Annotated in this window: 23 protein-coding genes and 1 pseudogene; 13 read left to right on the top strand and 11 right to left on the bottom strand. The window is 53.1% G+C overall.

Annotated elements, in window-relative coordinates:
* Positions 1 to 176: 176 nt before the first annotated feature.
* From rhaD to rhaM, 7 genes are all read left to right on the top strand, one after another.
* Positions 177 to 1,004 (top strand): rhamnulose-1-phosphate aldolase, encoded by an 828-nt coding sequence (gene rhaD / locus OGY35_RS12410; RefSeq protein ID WP_286632412.1) that lies wholly within the window; start codon positions 177 to 179, stop codon positions 1,002 to 1,004.
* 99 nt (positions 1,005 to 1,103) lie between these two features.
* On the top strand, positions 1,104 to 2,090 hold the full coding sequence (gene rhaS / locus OGY35_RS12415) for a rhamnose ABC transporter substrate-binding protein (RefSeq protein ID WP_152401132.1): 987 nt from the start codon (positions 1,104 to 1,106) through the stop codon (positions 2,088 to 2,090).
* 119 nt (positions 2,091 to 2,209) lie between these two features.
* On the top strand, positions 2,210 to 3,715 hold the full coding sequence (locus OGY35_RS12420) for a sugar ABC transporter ATP-binding protein (RefSeq protein WP_286632413.1): 1,506 nt from the start codon (positions 2,210 to 2,212) through the stop codon (positions 3,713 to 3,715).
* The gene (locus OGY35_RS12425) at positions 3,715 to 4,719 is read left to right on the top strand and encodes an ABC transporter permease (protein ID WP_152401127.1); all 1,005 of its coding nucleotides are present in this window, start codon (positions 3,715 to 3,717) and stop codon (positions 4,717 to 4,719) included. Before OGY35_RS12420 ends, OGY35_RS12425 begins: the two co-directional genes overlap by 1 nt.
* Positions 4,716 to 5,720: an ABC transporter permease gene (locus OGY35_RS12430; RefSeq protein ID WP_152401125.1), complete on the top strand. Its 1,005-nt coding sequence runs from the start codon at positions 4,716 to 4,718 to the stop codon at positions 5,718 to 5,720. Before OGY35_RS12425 ends, OGY35_RS12430 begins: the two co-directional genes overlap by 4 nt.
* Positions 5,721 to 5,780: 60 nt before the next feature.
* A complete protein-coding gene (gene fucO, locus OGY35_RS12435) occupies positions 5,781 to 6,929 on the top strand; it encodes a lactaldehyde reductase (protein ID WP_286632414.1) in 1,149 nt (382 codons plus the stop codon).
* Entirely contained in the window at positions 6,926 to 7,240 is a 315-nt protein-coding gene (gene rhaM / locus OGY35_RS12440) for an L-rhamnose mutarotase (protein WP_152401122.1), read from the top strand. The genes fucO and rhaM overlap by 4 nt, the downstream gene beginning before the upstream one ends.
* Before the next feature lie 42 nt (positions 7,241 to 7,282).
* Here the strand turns inward: rhaM and OGY35_RS12445 are convergent, their stop codons facing one another.
* Together OGY35_RS12445 and OGY35_RS12450 are read right to left on the bottom strand one after the other, a co-directional pair.
* Positions 7,283 to 8,674, bottom strand: a complete 1,392-nt coding sequence (locus OGY35_RS12445) for a carbohydrate porin (RefSeq protein ID WP_286632415.1) — start codon at positions 8,672 to 8,674, stop codon at positions 7,283 to 7,285.
* 341 nt (positions 8,675 to 9,015) lie between these two features.
* Positions 9,016 to 9,561, bottom strand: a pseudogene (locus tag OGY35_RS12450) (helix-turn-helix domain-containing protein); the annotation flags it as partial.
* 98 nt (positions 9,562 to 9,659) lie between these two features.
* On the opposite strand from OGY35_RS12450, the gene OGY35_RS12455 reads away from it, so the two are divergent.
* Together OGY35_RS12455 and OGY35_RS12460 are read left to right on the top strand one after the other, a co-directional pair.
* Entirely contained in the window at positions 9,660 to 10,319 is a 660-nt protein-coding gene (locus OGY35_RS12455) for an AzlC family ABC transporter permease (RefSeq protein WP_286632416.1), read from the top strand.
* Positions 10,319 to 10,642 carry an AzlD domain-containing protein gene (locus tag OGY35_RS12460; protein WP_286632417.1) on the top strand — a complete coding sequence of 108 codons (324 nt, stop codon included), beginning with the start codon at positions 10,319 to 10,321 and terminating at the stop codon, positions 10,640 to 10,642. The genes OGY35_RS12455 and OGY35_RS12460 overlap by 1 nt, the downstream gene beginning before the upstream one ends.
* A 46-nt stretch (positions 10,643 to 10,688) precedes the next feature.
* On the opposite strand, the gene OGY35_RS12465 is transcribed toward OGY35_RS12460, so the two are convergent.
* From OGY35_RS12465 to OGY35_RS12495, 7 genes are read right to left on the bottom strand one after another with little or no spacing between them, the layout of a single operon-like run.
* Positions 10,689 to 11,249 (bottom strand): P-loop nucleotide/nucleoside kinase family protein, encoded by a 561-nt coding sequence (locus OGY35_RS12465; RefSeq protein ID WP_152401115.1) that lies wholly within the window; start codon positions 11,247 to 11,249, stop codon positions 10,689 to 10,691.
* On the bottom strand, positions 11,246 to 11,683 hold the full coding sequence (locus OGY35_RS12470; protein ID WP_286632418.1) for a PTS sugar transporter subunit IIA: 438 nt from the start codon (positions 11,681 to 11,683) through the stop codon (positions 11,246 to 11,248). The genes OGY35_RS12465 and OGY35_RS12470 overlap by 4 nt, the downstream gene beginning before the upstream one ends.
* Positions 11,684 to 11,715: 32 nt before the next feature.
* Complete coding sequence (locus OGY35_RS12475; protein WP_286632419.1) at positions 11,716 to 11,985, bottom strand: hypothetical protein; 270 nt, start codon at positions 11,983 to 11,985, stop codon at positions 11,716 to 11,718.
* A gap of 59 nt (positions 11,986 to 12,044) precedes the next feature.
* The gene (locus OGY35_RS12480) at positions 12,045 to 12,887 is read right to left on the bottom strand and encodes a class II fructose-bisphosphate aldolase (protein ID WP_286632420.1); all 843 of its coding nucleotides are present in this window, start codon (positions 12,885 to 12,887) and stop codon (positions 12,045 to 12,047) included.
* Positions 12,874 to 14,241 carry a PTS sugar transporter subunit IIC gene (locus tag OGY35_RS12485; RefSeq protein WP_125370347.1) on the bottom strand — a complete coding sequence of 456 codons (1,368 nt, stop codon included), beginning with the start codon at positions 14,239 to 14,241 and terminating at the stop codon, positions 12,874 to 12,876. The genes OGY35_RS12480 and OGY35_RS12485 overlap by 14 nt, the downstream gene beginning before the upstream one ends.
* Positions 14,234 to 14,548: a PTS sugar transporter subunit IIB gene (locus OGY35_RS12490; protein WP_042325486.1), complete on the bottom strand. Its 315-nt coding sequence runs from the start codon at positions 14,546 to 14,548 to the stop codon at positions 14,234 to 14,236. Before OGY35_RS12490 ends, OGY35_RS12485 begins: the two co-directional genes overlap by 8 nt.
* A gap of 11 nt (positions 14,549 to 14,559) precedes the next feature.
* Positions 14,560 to 15,540, bottom strand: coding sequence for a 6-phosphofructokinase (locus tag OGY35_RS12495; protein ID WP_286632421.1), 981 nt, complete (start codon positions 15,538 to 15,540; stop codon positions 14,560 to 14,562).
* Between the two features lie 482 nt (positions 15,541 to 16,022).
* Between OGY35_RS12495 and OGY35_RS12500 the strand changes: the two genes are divergently transcribed.
* The 4 genes from OGY35_RS12500 to OGY35_RS12515 are packed head-to-tail and all read left to right on the top strand — an operon-like array spanning position 16,023 to position 20,730.
* Complete coding sequence (locus OGY35_RS12500) at positions 16,023 to 16,469, top strand: PTS fructose transporter subunit IIA (protein ID WP_286632422.1); 447 nt, start codon at positions 16,023 to 16,025, stop codon at positions 16,467 to 16,469.
* A 10-nt stretch (positions 16,470 to 16,479) separates the two neighbouring features.
* Positions 16,480 to 17,925 (top strand): PTS fructose-like transporter subunit IIBC, encoded by a 1,446-nt coding sequence (locus tag OGY35_RS12505; RefSeq protein ID WP_286632423.1) that lies wholly within the window; start codon positions 16,480 to 16,482, stop codon positions 17,923 to 17,925.
* Positions 17,915 to 18,985, top strand: coding sequence for an aminopeptidase (locus tag OGY35_RS12510; protein ID WP_286632424.1), 1,071 nt, complete (start codon positions 17,915 to 17,917; stop codon positions 18,983 to 18,985). Before OGY35_RS12505 ends, OGY35_RS12510 begins: the two co-directional genes overlap by 11 nt.
* Complete coding sequence (locus tag OGY35_RS12515) at positions 18,985 to 20,730, top strand: putative frv operon regulatory protein (protein ID WP_286632425.1); 1,746 nt, start codon at positions 18,985 to 18,987, stop codon at positions 20,728 to 20,730. The genes OGY35_RS12510 and OGY35_RS12515 overlap by 1 nt, the downstream gene beginning before the upstream one ends.
* A 54-nt stretch (positions 20,731 to 20,784) precedes the next feature.
* Here OGY35_RS12515 and OGY35_RS12520 read toward each other — a convergent pair whose 3' ends face one another.
* Both OGY35_RS12520 and fdhD read right to left on the bottom strand, forming a co-directional pair.
* On the bottom strand, positions 20,785 to 20,997 hold the full coding sequence (locus OGY35_RS12520; protein WP_042325482.1) for a YdgH/BhsA/McbA family protein: 213 nt from the start codon (positions 20,995 to 20,997) through the stop codon (positions 20,785 to 20,787).
* A 128-nt stretch (positions 20,998 to 21,125) separates the two neighbouring features.
* Entirely contained in the window at positions 21,126 to 21,962 is an 837-nt protein-coding gene (gene fdhD, locus OGY35_RS12525) for a formate dehydrogenase accessory sulfurtransferase FdhD (protein WP_286632426.1), read from the bottom strand.
* Between the last annotated feature and the right edge of the window lie 123 nt (positions 21,963 to 22,085).

Below are 22,085 nucleotides of genomic sequence, written 5' to 3' on the forward strand. Positions count from 1 at the left end.
ACACACTCAACATCGTAGTCTGTAGGCCCGATAAGACGTATCGCGTCACTATCCGGCAATAAATGAAACACGAATGCCGGATGGCGCTGCGCTTATCCGGCCTACTGACACACTCAACATCGTAGGCCCGATAAGCGCAGCGCCATCGGGCATTTACTAAGACAGGTACATCTTTTATGCAAAATATTCTCGACGCCTGGTTTGTTCAGGGAATGATTAAAGCCACTTCCGATGCCTGGCTGAAAGGTTGGGATGAGCGCAACGGCGGCAACCTGACGCTGCGTCTCGATGACGCGGACCTCTCCCCCTTCAGCGCCGACTTCCATCGTGCGCCGCGCTACATTGCCCTGAGCCAGCCAATGCCACTGCTGGCGAACACGCCGTTTATCGTAACCGGCTCAGGTAAATTCTTCCGCAACGTACAGCTCGATCCCGCCGCCAATTTAGGCATCGTGAAAGTGGACAGCGACGGGGCGGGCTACCACATTCTATGGGGGCTGACGAACGAGGCGGTTCCCACCTCTGAGCTACCGGCACACTTCTTGTCACACTGCGAGCGCATCCAGACCACTCAAGGTAAAGATCGCGTGATCATGCACTGCCACGCCACCAACCTGATCGCCCTGACCTATGTGCTGGAAAACAGCACCGCGCTTTTCACCCGCAAACTGTGGGAAGGCAGTACCGAGTGTCTGGTGGTCTTCCCGGATGGCGTGGGCATTCTGCCGTGGATGGTGCCGGGCACCGACGAGATAGGCCAGGCTACCGCGCAAGAAATGCAGAAACATTCGCTGGTGCTGTGGCCATTCCACGGCGTATTCGGCAGCGGCCCGACGCTGGATGAAGCGTTTGGGCTGATCGATACCGCCGAGAAGTCCGCTGAAGTGTTAGTCAAAGTGCTGTCGATGGGCGGTATGAAGCAAACCATCAGCCGCGAGGAGCTGATTGCGCTGGGTAAACGCTTTGGCGTCACCCCGCTCGCCAGTGCATTAGAACTGTATTGATAACAACATCGCGCCCCGCTCACTGAGACGGGGCGAACTCTGTCACCTGCAAATCCAAACCATTCCCTATGGGAATCAACATTATGTGGAGTAAAAGCAATGAAAATAAAGACAAGCTTGATCCTCACCGTTGCCATTCTGGCGTTGTCCGGTTCCGCTTTAGCTGAAGTGAAAATCGCCCTGGTGGCGAAATCGTTAGGTAATGGATTCTTCGAAGCCGCAAACGTCGGCGCCCAGGAAGCCGCCAAAGAGATCGGTGATGTCAACGTGATCTACACCGGTCCCACCACGACCACCGCAGAAGCCCAGATCGAAGTTCTGAACGGCTTGATCGCCCAGGGTGTTGATGCGATCGCCATCTCCGCCAACGATCCCGATGCCGTCGTGCCCGTATTGAAAAAAGCGATGCAGCGCGGGATCAAAGTGGTCTCATGGGATTCCGGCGTGGCACCTGCGGGTCGGCAGATCCACCTTAATCCGTCGAATAATGCGCTGATCGGCGAAACCAACGTCAAGCTCGCCGCCGATGCGCTGAAGGCGCTGAACGTGGAGAAAGGGGATGTGGCGATCCTGAGCGCCACGCCAACGTCGACCAACCAGAATATCTGGATTGCGGAGATGAAAAAGGTGCTTGCGCAGTATCCGTCCATCAACCTGGTGACCGTGGCCTATGGCGACGATCTCTCTGACAAGAGCTACCGTGAAGCGGTGGGGCTGCTCAAATCTTACCCTGACCTGAAAGTGATCGTCTCCCCTTCTTCCGTCGGCATTGTCGCCGCGGCACAGGCGGTGAAGGATCAGGGCAAAATTGGCAAAGTGTACGTGACCGGCCTTGGCTTGCCGTCTGAAATGGCGGGGGCGGTGAAGTCGGGCGCGTCGAAAAGTTTTGCGATCTGGAACCCTATCGATCTGGGCTATGCGGCAACATATCTGGCGGTCGATCTGGTCAAAGGTACCGCCAGCAAAACCGAAGCCAATATGGGGAGACTGGGCAAAGTGCAGTTGGATGCCGACGGCAATGGCGCGATGGCTAAGCCATTCGTCTACGATGCCAGCAACATAGATAAGTTCTCAAAAATCTTCTGATCCCAGGGTCACGCCGCCGGATGACGTTGTGCTTATCCGGCCGGCGAGTACCGATACGTTTTGTAGGCCGGATAAGCGTTAGCGCCATCCGGCAACGCTACATGAAGAGGAGAACTGACATGTCCACCCCTTTACTACAACTTCATGGGATCACCAAGATATTCCCCGGCGTGCGCGCCCTTGAGAACGTGCAGCTCGATCTCTGGCCTGGCAAAGTGACCGCGCTGGTGGGCGAAAATGGCGCGGGTAAATCCACGCTGGTCAAAGTGATGACCGGTATCTATCAGCCAGAAGAGGGGGAAATCCTCTACAAAGCTATTCCTGTTCGGCTCCCGAATCCGGAAGCGGCGCATAAAGTCGGCATCACCGCGATTCATCAGGAAACGGTGCTGTTCGATGAGCTGTCAGTGACCGAGAATATTTTTGTCGGCCAGTACCTGTATAAAGGTCTTCTCAAAAAGCTCGACTGGCCAGAAATGCACCGTCGGGCACTGGCAATTCTCACCCGGCTTGAGGTGCAGATCGATCCGCACGCCACGCTGAAAACCCTGAGTATCGCGCAGCGCCATATGGTGGCCATTGCCCGTGCGCTCTCCTTTGAGGCCCAGGTGGTGATTCTCGATGAGCCAACCGCAGCGCTGTCACAGCACGAAATTCTGGAGTTTTATCAAATCGTTGAGCGCCTGAAGCAGGAAGGCAAAGCGATTCTGTTTATCTCTCACAAGTTTGATGAAATCTTTGAGCTGGCGGACTACTACACCATTCTGCGCGACGGCGCGTTTGTCAGTTCCGGCGACATCCATGAGATTAGCGAAGAGCGGATGGTCGCCATGATGGTGGGACGCGCCATTACCCAAACCTTCCCGAAAGTGGCCAGTGAGAAAGGCGAGACGGTGCTGGAGGTGAAAGATCTCTGTCATCCCACCGAATTTGCTCACATTGATTTCACCCTGAGAAAAGGGGAGATCCTCGGCTTCTACGGACTGGTGGGCGCGGGGCGTACCGAACTGATGCAGGCGCTGTCCGGCGTTTCCCGGCCTTCTCACGGTGAGATCCGCCTCAACGGGCGGGCCATTCATTTTCATCAGCCCGCCGATGCGATTCGCGCCGGTATTGTGTGCGTGCCGGAAGAGCGGCAAAAACAGGGGGCAATCATTGAAATGAGTATCGCCGAGAACATCAGCCTGCCGCAGTTGAGTAAGCTGAATCCGCGCGGCGTGCTCAATGCGGCGCGGGAGTGGCAACTGGCTGACAGCTACGCCAGACGCCTGCAGGTCAAAGCATTTAGCTGGCGTCAGGCGGTCGAAACGCTCTCTGGCGGCAATCAGCAAAAGGTGGTCATTGGCAAATGGCTCGCCACCCATCCTGAAGTGATTATTCTCGACGAACCGACCAAAGGCATTGATATCGGTTCGAAGGCGGCAGTGCACCAGTTTATGTCCGAACTGGTGGCGCAAGGTCTGGCGGTGATCATGGTTTCCTCAGAACTCCCGGAAGTGATGGGCATGGCAGACAGAATTATTGTCATGCACGAAGGGTTGATGGTCGCGCAATACCGCGCCGGTGAAGCCACGGCGGAGGCCATTGTCAGCGCCGCCAGCGGCATCGCTAAGGAGGCAGCATAATGATTCAGCGTCTGCTTAAACATCGCGAAGCCCTGCTGGCGGCGGTCATCCTCCTGATGATCGCCGCCATCGGCAGTCGCGTCCCGTCGTTTGTCTCCCCCGGCAACCTGGCCGAAATCTTCAATGACACCGCCATTCTTATCATCCTGGCGCTCGGGCAAATGATGGTGCTGCTAACCAAAGGTATCGATCTGTCGATGGCCGCCAATCTGGCGCTCACCGGGATGATCGTCGCCCTGCTCAACTTCCAGCATCCTGAGATCCCCGTCTGGGCGTTGATGTTACTGGCAACCGCCTGTGGTCTGGTGATGGGGATGATCAACGGTCTGCTGGTCTGGAAATTAGGTATTCCGGCGATTGTGGTCACGCTCGGCACCATGAGCATTTATCGCGGCATTATCTTTTTGCTGTCGAACGGTGGCTGGATTAACTCGCATCAGATGAGCGACAGCTTCCTCGCCCTTCCCCGTTTCGTCCTGCTTGGCCTGCCGGTGCTGAGCTGGTGTGCTATCGCCGCCGTTATCGTGGTGAGCTACTTCCTGCGCTACAGCCGCACTGGGCGGGCACTTTACACCGCAGGCGGTAATGCCACCGCAGCGTACTACACCGGGATCAACGCCGGGAAAATGCAGTTCGTCAGCTTCTGCCTGTCGGGTGCCCTCGCCGGTTTCTGCGGCTACCTGTGGATTTCCCGATTCGCTGTTGCCTATGTCGATGTAGCTAACGGTTTTGAGTTACAGGTTGTGGCAGCCTGTGTGATTGGGGGGATCAGTACGATGGGAGGGATCGGTCGCGTTCTCGGCTGCCTGTGCGGCGCGTTGTTCCTTGGCGTTATCAATAACGCTTTGCCCGTCATTGGCATCTCACCTTTCTGGCAGATGGCCATTTCCGGCGCGGTGATCGTGATTGCCGTTCTGCTTAATGAACGCAGCAATAAACAGAAAGGCCGTTTAATTCTGCGCAACGCGGCACTGGCACGGCAAAAACAGGCGGTGAACTCATGAGTAAAGTGATGACGTCTGAAGCGATCGAACGCGCCCCCGATACGCGTGCGGTCTGGCAACGCCTGTTGTGCTGGGAAGGTTTTCTGCTTACCGTCACCCTGGCGGTATTTATCGTCAATGCGCTGGCCTCGCCGTACTTCCTTAATATCTGGAATCTCTCCGACGCGACGTTCAACTTCACCGAAAAAGCGATCATCGTGCTGCCGATGGCGATGCTGATTATCGCCAGGGAGATCGATCTCTCGGTGGCCTCGACCCTGGCGCTCAGTTCGACAGCCATGGGATTCTGCGCGGCGGCGGGGATGGATACGCCCCTGCTGGTCTGTGTCGGACTGGGAACCGGACTCTTGTGCGGGCTGCTGAACGGCATCCTGGTCACGCGGTTCAACCTCTCGTCCATTGTGATAACCATCGGCACCATGAGCTTGTATCGCGGCATAACCTACATTTTGCTCGGCGATCAGGCGCTGAACGCCTGGCCGGAGAGTTTTGCGTGGTTTGGTCAGGGCTATGTCTGGGGGGCGCTGTCGTTCGAGTTCGCGCTGTTTATCGTGCTGGCGATAGCGTTCACCTTCCTGCTGCACAAAACAAACTTTGGTCGCCGCACCTACGCCATCGGCAATAACCCGGTGGGCGCGTGGTATTCCGGCATTAACGTCAAACGCCACAACCTGATTTTATTCGCCCTGGTCGGACTCATGGCGGGACTGGCCGCCGTGTTGCTCACCTCCCGACTTGGCAGTACGCGTCCCACCATCGCGATGGGCTGGGAGTTGGCGGTGGTAACGATGGCGGTGCTGGGCGGCGTCAATATTCTCGGCGGCTCCGGCAGTATGACCGGCGTCATCATCGCGGCCTTCCTGATGGGGCTGGTGACCTTCGGTCTGAGTCTGCTCAACGTGCCGGGCATCGTCATGTCGATCATTATCGGCGCGATGCTGATTGTGGTTATCTCGCTGCCCATCCTGACGCGCCGGGTTATGCAACGACGACGAATCTGAATCCCTCCGGCGACATGGAGTTTTGCCGCCGGAAATATCATCAATTTAAGGAGAAAAAACATGAGCTTTATGCTGGCACTTCCAAAAATCAGTCTGCATGGCGCGGGCGCGATTGGCGATATGGTGAACCTCGTTGCAAATAAGCAATGGGGCAAAGCGCTGATCGTCACCGACGGTCAACTGGTTAAGCTGGGCCTGCTCGACAGCCTGTTTACGGCGCTGGATGAGCACAAAATGTCGTACCACCTGTTCGATGAAGTGTTCCCGAACCCGACCGAAGCGCTGGTACAAAAAGGTTACGCGGCCTATCAGGGGGCGAACTGTGATTACATCATCGCCTTTGGCGGCGGCAGCCCGATCGATACCGCCAAAGCCGTGAAAATCCTCACCGCAAACCCTGGCCCCTCCACCGCCTACTCCGGCGTAGGTAAAGTGAAAAACCCCGGCGTGCCGCTGGTTGCTATCAATACCACCGCAGGGACAGCCGCCGAAATGACCAGTAACGCGGTCATTATCGACTCCGGACGCCAGGTGAAAGAGGTCATCATCGATCCGAACATCATCCCGGACATCGCCGTGGACGATGCCAGCGTGATGCTGGAAATCCCGGCCTCCGTGACGGCGGCAACCGGTATGGATGCGCTGACCCACGCGGTGGAAGCGTATGTTTCTGTCGGCGCGCACCCGCTAACCGATGCCAATGCGCTGGAGGCGATTCGCCTGATCAACCTGTGGTTGCCAAAAGCGGTTGATGATGGTCACAACCTGGAAGCGCGCGAGCAGATGGCATTTGGTCAGTATCTGGCGGGTATGGCGTTTAACAGCGCCGGTCTGGGACTGGTTCACGCCCTGGCGCACCAGCCGGGCGCCACGCATAACCTGCCGCACGGCGTTTGTAACGCTATCCTGCTGCCGATTATCGAAAACTTTAACCGTCCGAACGCAGTGGCGCGTTTTGCCCGGATCGCGCAGGCGATGGGGGTTGATACCCGTGGTATGAGCGATGAAGCCGCGAGTCAGGAGGCAATCAACGCCATCCGCGCGCTGAGCAAACGCGTTGGCATTCCGGCAGGTTTCAGCCAGCTCGGCGTCACTAAAGAGGATATTGAAGGCTGGCTGGACAAAGCGCTGGCAGACCCTTGCGCACCGTGCAACCCGCGTACCGCCAGCCGTGACGATGTGCGCGAGCTGTACCTGGAGGCGTTATGATCCGCAAAGCGTTCGTGATGCAGGTGAATGCCGACGCGCACGAAGAGTATCAGCGTCGTCATAATCCCATCTGGCCGGAGCTGGAAGCGGTGCTGAAGGCTCACGGTGCGCATCATTACGCGATTTATCTCGATAAAGACCGCAATCTGCTGTTCGCAACCGTCGAGATTGAGTCCGAAGAACGCTGGAACGCCGTTGCCAGCACCGACGTTTGTCAGCGCTGGTGGAAGCATATGCGTGACGTCATGCCCGCGAACCCGGATAACAGCCCGGTGAGCGCGGAGCTAAAAGACGTGTTTTATCTGGAGTAACCGATGAGCCCGGTAGGCGTCAGCGCTACCGGGCCCTTTCGTTTAGAAATAATATTTAAAGCGGACGCGCCCACCGTAGCGACTGTCAGAATCGTCACCGTTCACGTTATCCCCGTCGCTATCCAGAATCGAATAATATGCACCAAGGAAAATATTGAAGTTTTGCATATCCATCACGTTAGCGAACTGATACGACGCGTGAATAGTATGAATGTCATAGGTGCCTTCATTGTTAATCCAGCAGTCGTCATCACACACCACGCCTTCAAAGTCATCAATCTTGTTATGCGCGTAGATATAACCCAGCTCAAAACGCTTCCACAGCGCGTTCACCCCGGTAGTAAAGTCGTTTTCGTTGTTGGCATCCAGATAAGCGGTATTCAGGTTTACCACGATGCCATTCTCCGGATCGGTCTTTAAACCATTCCACGTCATTGTCATACCGTAACCGGTACGATCGGACTGATCGACAAATTTACCGTTTGAATTAGTGTAACCATAAGCGTTATTGACGACGTTCGATTCCATCGCGGCAGCAACAGAGAACGCATCCTGTGACCACGAAATAACCGGACGCAAATAGGCAACGCTCCTCTGTTGTTCCATTTCCCGACCGTGGAATTCGTCATCGTTATAAAGTGAGGTCCCCTCTTCCAGCAGGGTGTTTAACTCAAAGTACCAGTTATCCACCTGCTTGCTGACGAGGAAGTTGCCACCGGCATCAGAACGACCACGGCCTTCTTTCATCATGTAAATATAGCCGCTGCCGTCGTCATACAAATCGTTGGCGGTATTCCCCGAGTGCTCAACAAACGTATCCTGATTAAGAGGGAACATATCGTAGGCTTCGAAGCGCCCGACCTTCACCTTCCAGTCATTCTCTTTACCAAAGAAGAAGACGGCATCATCAATATTCACCATGCCCTTCATATCACCCAACGGTTGGGCGGAGAATCCGGCGTAATAGCCATTATCTAACTTACGCGTGCCGTCAAAGCCCAGCAAAATTCGGCCATTAATATTCCACTGTTCGTTGGTCGGGTCACTATTAACATTGGCATTGGTCATTGCCAGCAGGCCATGATTACTTTCTGCATCCATGTTGAATTCTACGTCACCGTAGATTTTCAGATCGCCATAACCGGACAGCAGCAGATTCGGCGTCGCGGCATTCTTTTTCGTCTCCTCCACAGAGGTCTGACCGTTTACGGGCGTATTGCCCTGTGCCGCTTTAATCTCACGTATTTCAGTTGCCTGCTGGGTCTGTAATTGCTGAACCTGATTTTCCGCCTTCGCCGCCCGGTTTTCTGCCGCTTCCAGTCGCGCTTCCAGCTGTTCGAGTCGTTGTTCCAGTGTCATTTTTTGCGTTTTAGCAAAACTATTATTAGCAATTAATAATAGACCTATTGCTAAAGCCAGCGTCGATTCCTTCATTTATTCGCGTTCCTTTAAATAAATAATGAACAGCGTATTTCTTTTAGAAATACGCAGAATGAATAACAAGGTAATATGTATTATTTTTATATTTAACAACGGCAGCAATTGATAAAAATAATAATCAACTGTTACAACGCCACAGGCCAACAATTACTAACACGCAGCTTTCTTTGTGTAAACGCAGAAAGCTTTCAGTTCGTGAGGAATATAACAAAAGGGCTAAAATAAACGAAATATCATAAAAACAATTAAATATGAGTTAAGAAAGAAAATAATTAAAAGTAATCATTCGATGGTGCCTTTTGCATACCATAGCGGTGAAATTCCAGGTTCGCTAAACTCTGCTCAGCCACCAGAATCGCCTGAGTATCGGCTTCCAGCGCTTTAAAGATATGCTCCTGATCGGCGGGATAACAAATATAGTCGCCCTCACCTAACACTTCCGGCGCTTCCGTCAGGCCGACCAGCGCTTTTCCCTTCGTCACAATAATGTGTTCGATCGATCCCGGCGGATGCGGCTGAGAAATGCGGTCGGCTCCGGGCTGGGTCAACAGCAAATAGATATCGCGCCGTGCGCCTGGCGGGCAGGCGGCCAGTAAAATCGCCTGATAGTGCGCCTGTTCGGCCACCACTTTGGTGCCCTCACCGCAACGAATCACCTGCGTTTTTTGCGCCTGCGGCTCCAGCAGCCGCGCAAAGGGAATATCCAGCGCCACGCAGAGCGACCAGAGCGTTTCCAGGCTAGGATTACCATTTCCCGCTTCCAGTTGGGAAAGCGTTGACTTGGCGATCCCCGCCCGTCGGGCGATTTCTGCCAGAGACAGCCCCGTTCGCTGACGTTCGCGAACCAGACTCTTAGCAATCACGCTGATGGGTTGTGTCATACACGACTCCATGTTTTTTATATCGAACGAATCGTTCATCTTGTCAAACAGCTGTGTTGCGTTCATTATAATGGAAATTCGTTCGATATGGCTAAATCATGACGCGCTTCTTCTCCTGTCTGAAGGCAGACACAATAAAAGCAATCTTTCTGGTCTGCCTGGCCGTGGGCGTGGTGGGGATGTCCTACGGTTCGCTGGCGATGGCTTACGGCTTCCCGGTCTGGGTGCCGTTTGTACTCTCTATTTGTGTGCTGGCGGGGGCGTCCGAATTTATGTTTATTGGCATTGTCGCCAGCGGCGGCAATCCGTTAGCCGCCGCCGCTGCTGGCTTACTGGTTAACGCCCGTCATGTCCCGTTTGGCGTGACGGTACGCGACCTGGTCGGCACCCGCGCGGCGAGCTTTTTCGGCTGCCATATTATGAACGATGAAAGCGTGGTGTTCGGCCTGTCGCAGAAAACCCCGGAGCAGCGCAAAGCCGCCTACTGGCTGTGCGGCCTTGGCGTCGCCATTCTGTGGCCGCTGGGAACGTTGCTGGGTACGGTGGTGGGACAACTGTTGCCCGCCCCGGAAACCATTGGACTGGACGCCGTGTTCCCGGCCATCCTGCTGGCACTCGTCGTCCCGGCGTTTAAAAACCGCACCACGTTAATTCGTGGCCTGAGCGGTGCCGTCGTGTCGCTCGCCGCCGTTCCCTTTGCACCGGTCGGACTGCCGGTTCTGCTCTCCCTGCTGGGTTTACTGACGAGGAAGAAATAATGGGTAACATGACGCTGTTCATCGTCGGCATCGCCATTTTATCGGTGGGAACCTACTTAATGCGCCTCGGCGGCGCCAAACTCGGCAGCCGACTGGCACTCTCTGAACGCTCTCAGGCGTTGTTATCCGATGCCGCCACGGTACTGCTGTTTTCCGTCGCGCTGGCCACCACCTTTTATGAAGGCGAGCACTTTGCCGGCATGGCACGCGTCCTCGGCGTCGCCTTCGCGGTCTTCCTCGCCTGGCGCAAAATGCCATTGATTGTGGTGATTATTGCCGCTGCCGTGGTCACGGCACTGCTGCGGATGGCGGGGATACACTAAAAAAGCGCCCGTGGGCGCCCTTAACGTGTTAACGACAATTTATCGTTCAGGTTTTCGCTATCTGTTCGTCTATCCAGGTGATAACGGCGTTAATATCCAACGCTTGCGCCTGGTCTACCGTTAATACCGGCCCGAGCCGCATCGGCTCAGCGCGTGCTGCCAGTTGCGCCAGTTCAGGCAGATACTCCTCACCAGGATGGCCCGACTTACGGGCCTGTAGCCGCGTGGCGTAGCGCGTCACCGCGAGCTCGGGCGTAATGTGGTTCCACACCTCAACCACCTTCTCAACGCCCGCCTGCTGCAATAGTCGCAGTAACGTTTCACGAGGCTGAAAGCCGAACCAGGCGTCAACCAGCCAGACGACGCTCGCCGGAGAGTGGCCGATAATCGACCAGATCACCTCATAGGCCGCACAGCCTAACTGCCGATTGAAAGGCCGGTCGATATCCGTAAAGCGCGCCATAAACGGCTCTTTGATCCCATCAATCGTCAGCAGCGGCAGGCTAAATGCTTCCGATAACTGCCGGGTGATCGTGCTTTTACCCGAAGCGGGGATCCCGTTGATTAAAATGACTGTTTTACAGTCTGGCGAGAGGTGTCGTTTCATAGCAGCGCGACCACCTCTTCGCGGGAACTTGCCGCTCGCAGCTTCGCCATGCGTTCATCATTATCGAGTAAGGCGACGATGGCGCGAATGCCCTCTTCGATATGCGCATTACTGTCCTGCGCGCCAAACATAATGACAATGTCGGCGGCTTCACTGTCAGCAAACTGAATGGGCTTATCCAGCAGCACCATGCTAAAACAGTTACGCCTCACCCCACACTCTGGACGGGCATGGGGGATCGCGACGCCTTCATCAAACACATAATACGCCCCGTGGCTGAGGGTGTTGTCGATAACCGCCTGACCGTATTCCGCTGAAATATACCCTTTTGCAACCAATGGACTGGCCGCCAGTTGAATCACCTTCTGCCAGTCAGTTTCTGCTACGCCAACCTGAATCGCATCGGCCTCGATAAGTAATTCTTTTATCGTCATGACGACTCCCTAAGAGCTTAATGAATCTGGCTCTAAATATTCCGGCGAATAACATTACGTAACGCATCTATACGTACAAAAAGCGAATCAATTTCCTGTCGGTGCGTTTGGCTTTTGGCATAAACCGACAGCGCCCGGTTATAGGTAAGCATTAATGCTTTCTGTATTTCGCCATTACCTGGGTTGCCCTGCAGTTCACCTTCCAGCCTAGCGATTTCTTCCGCCAGAACACGGGATTGTTCATCATATTCTTCCGGCGGGCGTGTTTCTTTTTTCCATAACGATTTCAAAGATTCAAACATAGCGATCCCCCGCCCTGATGGACAACAGGGCAACAAAATATCATTCATTAATAACGGCGTTATTTAAATAAAGCGATCTTTTCCATTAATACCTGGGTTACCGCATTATTTGCCGGAATTAAAAACTTACGTACGCTGTCATTCACCTTGCCTTTCTCAAAGGTGTTTTTACACTGATCGACCCATTGCACGTTCATTTCCGTACCGACATTCACTTTATTAATGCCTTCGGTGACCGCCAGACGCATATCGTCATCACTCACCCCTGTTCCACCGTGTAATACCAGCGGAACAGCGGTCGCGGCGCTGATCTCGTTCAGCCGCTGATGTTGAATCTGCGCCTTGCCGGTATACAAACCGTGCACCGTGCCCACCGACACCGCCAGCATGTCGACCTGCGTTTCATCAACAAAGCGTTTGGCATCTTCTACCGTCGTAAAGCAGATATCTTCCGCCGCCACCGCTTTACCATCCTCTGAGCCGCCGATAGCCCCGAGCTCGCCTTCCACCGTAATATTTCGTGGTCGTGCCATCTCCACCACGATGCGGGTATTACCGATATTCTCTTCCAGTCCCAGGTGCGAGCCGTCATACATGACCGAGGAAAACCCAGCATTCATCGCCGTCTCAATGGCGCTGATATCAGAGCAGTGATCCAGATGCAGGCAGGTCGGGACATTCTCGCTCTCCGCCAGCGAACGTACCGCATCCACTAACAGGCGATAGCCCAGATATTCTGCCGTCCCGGTTGAAATCTGAATCATCAACGGGCTATTCGTTTTTTGCGCCGCTTTAAAAAACGCGGGCAGCATTTCAATACAGTGCAGGTTAAAAGATCCAATCGCTTTGAAATTTCTTTCCTGGCCGATTTTAAGGATCTCGTTGAAGTTATACAGACTCATGAACATTTTCCCCTTTTGGCTTAGCGGATTTACCGTTTACGAACCATGCCAGTGCGGCAACAAAAACAATGAACAACGCAACAAAGAGCCAGTTATTCTGGAAGGCGTGACCTAAGACGAGGCCAGAGCTGATGACGTCTGAATCGCTGAACGTGACGCCGGTGAAACCGTAGGTTTCCAGCATCGGCACCAGAATCGCAGGCAAGAAGGTGATGAACAGACCGTGAACCACGCCGCCGATCATCGCCCCGCGACGACCGCCCAGCGCATTGCCAAAGACCCCCGCCGTCCCCCCGGCAAAAAAGTTGGTTAACAGACCCGGCAGAATCATCGCCAGACCAAACATCGGGAACACCAGCATGCCAATGATGGAACCAACGGTTGTCGCCAGGAATCCAACAATCACCGCGTTGGGCGCATAAGGGAACAGCACCGGGCAATCCAGCGCGGGCTTAGCATCCGGGACGATACGCATGGCGATACCGCGAAATGCCGGAACCAGTTCGTTGAGCAATAAACGCACGCCGCTGTAGAGCACGAAGACGCCAGCCACAAACTGAATGGACTGCATGAAGGCATACATCAGGTAGTTAACACCGCCGGAGAACTGGGCGATATATTCCGGACCCGCCGCCAGCGCCGGAATGAGGTACATCGGTACCATCACGACCGCCATTGCGAGGTAGGTATCCTGTAAGAACTTGAAGTTATCAGGTAATTCGAGGTCTTCCGTGGAGCGGGACCCTTTGCCCACCACCTTAGCCACCGCCGCCTGTACCAGGTAGCCAATGGTGCAAAAGTGTCCCAGTGCCACATCATCCGAGCCGGTGATACGTCTGACCACCGGTTGCGCCAGCGCAGGCATCAGAACCGCCATGATGCCGCCAAAAATACCGCCGGTCAGAATCAGCGGCAGTCCGGTAAGACCCGATTTATAGCCAATGACCGCGCCAATGGTCGCCATCCACAATAACGCCTGTCCGGTCAGGAAGATGTATTTCAGCGGCGTCAGACGCGCGATGATGATGTTGACAGCAAAAATCACCATCAGGGTTAACGCCACTTCTGAGCCCAACTCGCGATTGGCTAATCCGGCAATGGCGGCCACATCGGTAATGTAACCCTTCATGCCAAATCCCTGAGTAAAAATATCGTTCAGGAAGGTCAGTGTGGCGACAATAATATTAATCCCGGCCATCATGATTAAAAAACCGAGCAACGTTTTAAACGTGCCTTCTGCGGTTTTTCCCGGCGATTTCTTTTGCAGGATAAGCCCGAGCATCGCGATAAAAGCAATTAATATCGACGCCTGACCGAGCAAATCTTTAACGATGAATTCAACGAAGCTATTCATAATGGGCTACCTTCAGATTCCGCTCTTTTAAAAACGCGACGATCTTGGCTTCAATTTCGTCTTTGTCTGTGAGCTTATTCAGAACCACGACCCGTTTAATTTCTTCTTCGCTGGCATCAGCCGTTAAGATGTCAGCAAAGGTTTTTTGCGTCAGGATCATGTCAGATTTAAACGCTCCCGCTTCGGATACCGTGGTATGTTCGATATGCGCAGGAATTTCCAGTTTCTTTAAAACCGCTTTCGCCGTCATTTCAATAGCAAAACTTGAACCGAGGCCGCAGCCACATACGCAAAGAATTTTCAGCATGTAAGGTCTCCTCAAATAATATTGAGTTGTTTGGCAAGTTTGTAATGATGTCCTTCTGTATCAACCAGACGTTTTTTCATACTTACGAGATCAATCGGAATAGGTTTATTGCTTTGATTTATAATAATCGCTTTATTTTTCATCCCTGACTGGATGCACCGAACCACTTCGCTCGCCATAATGGTGCCCTGATAAATTTCTTCACAGGTCGGATCGCCATTCCGTAAACCGTAACCGACTATCGTTTTACGAATTCGCTCGCCAATTCGCGGTTCGAGTTGTTTAATCATTGTGTCAATCGCTCCCTGAAAGCCGGGAGAATATTCTCGGGTGTAGCCTTCGGAGCACAGAATAATCACGCTGTTCTGGACGGACAGTTTCTGCTTCACCCGCTGCGCTAAGGTTTCAAGCGGCATCTGGGATTCCGGGATCAGGGCAATATCTGCATTACATTTAATGGCCGATTGCAGGGTTAATTCACCACAATATCCGCCCAACAATTCCACCATAAACACGCGGCCGGGCAGCGCTCTGCCGGTATTTCTTAAACGTGAAACCTCCTTAATAATCTGTTCGCAGGCGGTCGAAAAACCAATCGTATAATGGCTGCCATAAACATCATTATCGATAGTCATTCCTACGCCAAAACAATTAATATCAAACTCGCTCAGGGTATTGAGAAACTGTAAACTGCCGTCGCCACCCGCCATAATCAGCACATCAATGTGCAACGACTTAAGTTTTCTGGCGATCGCTTCATACTCGCTACGCTGCAATTTCCGGGTGGTTCTTCCTGAGGTAATGACAGGTATCGCCGCGATAGAAAAATCGACCAAATCCCGCCATGTCACGTCATGGTGATTTTTCTCCAGTAAACCGGGAATACCACCATTGAATAACGTAATTTTTGCATCCGCGAGTCTGGCGACCTGGAATATGAAATTATTTATTCCAGAAACGTCTCCACCACTAATGACAATACCCATTTTCATTGCGTTTCCTCCGAAGCGTCCGTGGAAACATTTTTCCCTGACTCCATGCTTGATATTTGCAATGAAGATCACATAATGCTGATAAATTCGTAATCACCTAATATTGACAAGCTCATTATAAAGCTGTTTTTTGTGATGTATATCTCATTTGTAAATTGAATTTTATCTATAAATTGCTTTTTAATTTCCTTACTTATCATTGAGTTAATTAAATATGAAAAAACCGACATTAAGACTCCCTCGGCAACGGGTTATGTCGCTTTTATAAAAAGAGAAAAATGTGATAACCATCGCTTTTTTTTACGATTAAGAGGTCCACAACGCCTCTATTTTTCCCGGTGTAAGGCGTCAAAATGTGGGCTTGTGCACAAAGGCTGCACATGCTTAGCGCGAATTATGTCATTACCCGCCGACATATTGCCGCTCATCTCGTCGTCCGTTCACCGTTAAAATCATAAAAAAGATTTTAACGGAGTCACTCTATGTCAGCAGTCGGCGCAAACTGTATTGATCTGAATATTCAGGGGAATACCCCTTATTCCATCCTCAAACAACTCGCGGAAATAGCGTTTAAGAATGGCTATATCACGGATCGTTCATTATTTCTGCAAACGCTACTGATGCGGGAAAAACTGCATTCCACGGGATTCGGCTCAGGTATCGCCGTTCCTCACGGAAAAAGCGTCTGCGTGAAGCAACCCTTTGTTCTGTTTGCCCGTAAAACCCAGAGTCTTGACTGGAAGGCGAGCGACGGCGAAGGCGTCAACTGCTGGATTTGCCTCGGCGTGCCGCAAACCGGTGAAGAGGAGCAGATCAAAATCATCGGCACGCTATGCCGCAAAATTATCCATCAGGATTTCATCAATCAACTGAAGCAGGGTGACGCCAGCCAGGTGCTTGCCCTGTTAAATCAGACCTTAACCTCATAAGGAAGCGGCTATGCAGTCATCCTTACGTTTAGTGGCAATCACCAACTGTCCTGCGGGCATTGCTCACACCTACATGGTCGCGGAAGCGCTGGAACAAAAAGCGCGTTCGCTCGGCCATACCATTAAAGTCGAAACCCAGGGGGCAAGCGGCGTCGAAAACCGCCTGACGCAGGATGAAATTGCCGCGGCTGAATACGTCATTTTAGCCACCGGGCGAGGCTTAAGCGGTGAAGACAGGGCGCGTTTCGCCGGGAAAAAAGTCTATGAGATCGCCATTTCACAGGCACTGAAAAACATCGACCAAATTTTCACGCAATTACCTTCTCATTCGCAGATTTTTGCCACAGATAGCGGCGTGAAGCTGGGTAAACAGGATGTCCAACAGGGCAGCATCATGAGCCATCTGATGGCCGGGGTTTCCGCTGCCCTGCCGTTTGTTATTGGTGGGGGTATCCTGGTCGCTATCGCCAATATGCTGGTCCAGTTCGGCTTGCCCTATACCGATATGTCGAAAGGCGCGCCGTCATTTACCTGGATTGTCGAATCCATCGGCTATCTGGGTTTCACCTTTATGATCCCGATTATGGGGGCATATATCGCGTGGTCGATTGCGGATAAACCCGCTTTTGCTCCGGCATTTTTAGTGTGTTATCTCGCTAACGATAAAGGGCTGCTCGGCACTCAGTCTGGCGCGGGATTTCTCGGCGCGGTCGTGCTGGGGTTGGCGATCGGTTATTTCGTGCTGTGGTTTCGTAAAGTCCGTCTCGGCAAAGCGCTCCAGCCGCTACTCGGTTCAATGCTGATCCCGTTTGTCACTCTGCTGGTGTTTGGCGTATTAACGTATTACGTCATCGGCCCGGTGATGTCAGATATCATGGGCGGTCTGCTGCACTTCCTGAATACCATTCCGCCCTCCATGAAAATGGGTGCCGCCTTCCTCGTTGGGGCAATGCTGGCGTTTGATATGGGGGGGCCAATCAACAAAACCGCATGGTTCTTCTGCTTCTCGCTGCTGGAAAAACATATCTATGACTGGTACGCCATTGTCGGCGTTGTGGCACTGATGCCGCCCGTCGCAGCAGGTATCGCGACATACCTGACGCCAAAACTGTTTACTCAACAAGAAAAGGCGGCCGCCAGCAGCGCGATTGTGGTCGGCGCCACCGTCGCCACCGAACCGGCGATTCCCTACGCGCTGGCCGCACCGCTGCCGATGATTACCGCGAATACGCTCTCCGGCGGCATAACCGGCATGCTGGTGATCGCCTTCGGAATCAAACGTCTCGCGCCAGGATTAGGTATCTTTGACCCTCTGATCGGCCTGATGTCGCCGGTCGGTTCCTTTTATCTGGTGCTGGCAATCGGTCTGGCGCTGAACATTTCGTTGATTATTATCCTGAAGGGATTGTGGCTCAGACGTAAAGCCGCACAGAAGGAGCCTGCACATGAACATTGAGTTACTTCAGCAATTATGCGAAGCCAGCGCCGTCAGCGGTGATGAGCAAGAAGTGCGTAATATCCTCATCAACGCGCTGGAGCACAACGTAGATGACATTACCTTTGACGGTCTCGGCAGTTTTGTCGCCCGCAAAGGCAACCGCGGGCCAAAGGTCGCGATCGTCGGTCACATGGATGAAGTTGGCTTTATGGTCACGCATGTCGACGATAATGGTTTTCTGCGCTTTACCACCATTGGCAGTTGGTGGAGTCAATCAATGCTGAACCATCGGGTCGCCATTCGCACCCGCAAAGGCATAAAAATCCCCGGAATCATCGGTTCCGTTGCGCCGCACGCCTTAACGGATAAGCAGAAACAGCAGCCGCTGACCTTTGACGATATGTTCATTGATATTGGCGCGAACAGCCGCGAAGAGGTGGAAAAACGCGGCATTGCGATCGGCGATTTTATTAGCCCTGAAGCGAACTTTGCCCGCTGGGGTGAGGATAAAATCGTTGGCAAAGCGCTGGATAACCGAGTCGGTTGCGCGCTGATGACGGGGCTGTTACAGACGGTGGATAACCCCGACATTACGCTTTACGGCGTCGGCAGCGTGGAAGAAGAGGTCGGACTGCGCGGGGCGCAAACCTCAGCAGAACATATCAAACCTGACGTGGTTATCGTGCTGGATACGGCGGTCGCAGGCGATGTGCCCGGCATCGACAGCATCAAATATCCCTTGAAACTGGGCGCAGGTCCAGGCCTGATGCTGTTTGATAAACGTTACTTCCCCAATCAGCAACTGGTCGCGGCGTTAAAAGCGTGTGCGGAAGGTAGCGCTGTTCCGTTGCAGTTTTGCACCATGAAAACCGGGGCGACGGACGGCGGGCGCTATAACGTGATGGGCGGTGGTCGCCCGGTAGCGGCGCTCTGTTTGCCCACCCGTTACCTTCACGCCAACAGCGGTATGATTTCCGCGAAGGACTATGATGCCCTGTTTACGCTGGTGCGCGAACTGCTGATGTCGCTGACGACAGATAAGGTCAACGCGTTCACCGACTTTCGTCAGGTGAACTGATGCTCAGCGAACGCCAGTTAACGCTCGTCGACCTTCTTGAACAGCAGCCCTGCTCGCTAAACGCGTTGGCGCGGCAAACTGGCGTTTCGGGCAGAACCATCCTGCGCGATATTGATTACATCAACTTTACGCTCAGCGGTAAGGCCCGTATTCAGCCTGGCGGTAGCGCAGGCTATCAACTGGATATCATCGACAGACGCAGCTTTTTCCAGCTTCTGCAACGTCATGATAATGATGACCGGTTGCTGGCGCTCCTGCTGTTGAATCCCTTTACTCCCCGCGTACAGTTGGCCGCTTCGCTTAACTTGCCGGAGACCTGGGTTGCCGATCGTCTGTCGCGTCTGAAGCAACGCTATGAACGTGCATTTTGCCTTTCCAGTCGCCCGGGCGTTGGCCATTTTATTGATGAACCTGAAGAAAAACGCATTGTTCTGTTGGCGAATCTGCTTAAAAAAGATCCGCTGTTAATTCCGCTCCCTGGCGTGACACGAGACAATATTGAACGACTCAACACCGCCTGCGAAAGTCTTGATGCGTTTGCGCTGATGTCGGGAGAATATCTTGCGAGCCTGGTACTGGCGGTCTATGCGCTGCGTAATCAACTCACCCGCGCATGGCCAGAATGTCGGCATACGTTGCTAAAAAATATCGTGGAGCAGAGCGGGATCTATCTCGGCGAAAACGCGTTCAACACGCTGTCTGGACTGCTGGACACGCAGCAACAACAGGCAATGACAATATCTGCCGACGCTGTGGCTTCTTTGCTACAACGTGTACCCGGCGTCGCCGCGTTGAACATCATTGATACGCAACTGGTTGATAATATTACCGATCACCTGCGCAGATGCGTTTCGGCCCCAATCTGGGTTCCGGAACATCGCCAGAGCAGCATGAATAACCTGAAAGCCGCCTGGCCCGCCGCGTTCGATATGAGCCTGCGTTTCATTGCCCTATTGCGTGAACAATTCGCTATCCCGTTGTTCGACAGCGATTTGATCGGGCTCTACTTTGCCTGTGCGCTGGAGCGGCATCAAAATGAGCGTCAGCCTATCATTTTGTTATCCGATCAAAATGCAATTGCCACCATTAACCAGCAGGCCATTGAGCGTGACGTATTAAATTGCCGGGTAATCATTGCACGAACTCCCGGTGAGGTGATCTCAATAAGTCAGGAGGTGGAACCGCTACTGATCGTCAATAACAGCCATTATTTGCTGAATGAATCATTAAAAAATGTCCTGACCATCAAGAACATCATTTCCTCTGCCGGCACTGAACAAATTAAAAGCTTTCTTGCCACTGCTTTTATTCGCCAGCAGCCGGAACGTTTCTTTTCTGAATCAGGCAGTTTCCACTATTCAAATACCCCCAATGAAGGCTGGCCCGACATCATTCGCCAGATTTGTACCCGACTTGTGACACAACACCAGATTACCGACGATGAGTCACAACGCATCTGCGCCCGTGAAGGCGAAGGTGAGAACCTGATAGTCAATCATCTGGCAATCCCCCATTGCTGGAGCGAACAAAAGCGGCGTTTTCGCGGATTCTTCATTACCCTCGCGCATACCGTTCAGGTCAATAATGAACCCGTGAGCCATGTGCTGATCGCCTGCGCTGCCGCCGATGCGCGTCATGAGCTAAAAATCTTTAGCTATCTGGCCAGCGTGCTGTGTAGTCATCCCGCTGAAACCATTTGCGGATTAAAGGGATATGAGGCTTTTATCGGGCTATTAAAGCAGTAAGCGCAGAAACGAAAAAAGCGCCTCAGGGGCGCTCTTTCGACGATGAAGATGAACTTATTTCAGCAGTTCCGCCGTCATGTGCACGCGGTTACCGGTGTAAGCCTGCGTGATTTTGTAGGAACTTGCACCCGCTTGTTCAGCCTGCGCAGCGATTTTTGCTTCAGTGCTTTCCAGAGTAGAACCGGTAGCGGTCACGGACTGAGCAGCGAAAGAACCGAAAGAGGTAGCGAGAGCGATAACTGCGACAAAAGTTTTGATGCTTTTCATGATGTAAACCCTTTAAGTTAGTTGTTTGAGTAAGGCACCGTGCCTTGATGTGATAAATAATAGGCCGTTACTCAGACAACTAAAAGCGGAAGGATTTGCCCATCTTATTCAAATTAACTGAATATTAATCAGCCAGCGATTAAACGCTGCGGATGTGTATAAATGGTTGCTCTGCCCGGCTTGCAGAACCCCACCAGCGTCAGATTGCAGCGCTCGGCGACGTCAACCGCCAGCGTGGTGGCGGCAGAAACGGCAAACAGGATCTCTACGCCGCACATTGCGGACTTCTGCACCATCTCATAGCTCGCGCGGCTGGAGACCAGCGCCGCTCCCGGCAGCCAGCTTTCCCCTTCTGTGGCACGTCGCCCCAGCAGTTTATCCAGCGCAACGTGTCGACCGACATCTTCATGTCCGCCCGCCAGTTCGCCTGATGGCTTCACCCACGCCGCAGCATGCGTACATCCGGTGAGTTGCCCCACGGGTTGAAAATCCTTCAGATGCCTTAACGCGTGGTCAAGCCTGGCGAGGTTAAAGGTCTGGGTGAACGGCAGCGGCTGTACGGGTTTACCGATATCATTGAGCTGCTCAACGCCGCATACGCCACAGCCGGTGCGTCCGGCCAGCGCGCGACGACGCTCTTTCAACCCCATAAAACGGCGACTGGAAAGCTCGATCTGGACTTCAAGACCGTTACAGGAGGGGACAACATCCATGCCATAGATCTCGCGCGGGTTGTCAATAATGCCCTCGGAGAGGGAAAAACCGACCGCAAAGTGTTCCAGATCCTTCGGCGAAGCCATCATCACGACATGAGAAATGCCGTTATAGACCAGCGCAACGGGCACCTCTTCGGCTACCTCATCCGGCTGAGGATGTTGCAAATCCTCACGTTTCCAAAGGTTGATCCGCCGGGAACTCGTGACATTTATCACATTTTTAACTTCTTTTGGATGTATCTTATTCACTTTCTTTTAACCGTATAAGAACACACATACCAACATTGTGGTATTCTGTCACAAGCCCCTCCTGGATGGGGGGAATTGACCCAATTCTGGACCTTTGCGGTCCCGTCCGCAAAGAAAAATAAC

The organism is Citrobacter sp. Ct235 (genome assembly GCF_030332305.1).
In the GTDB taxonomy this organism is placed as follows: Bacteria; Pseudomonadota; Gammaproteobacteria; order Enterobacterales; family Enterobacteriaceae; genus Citrobacter_A; species Citrobacter_A telavivensis.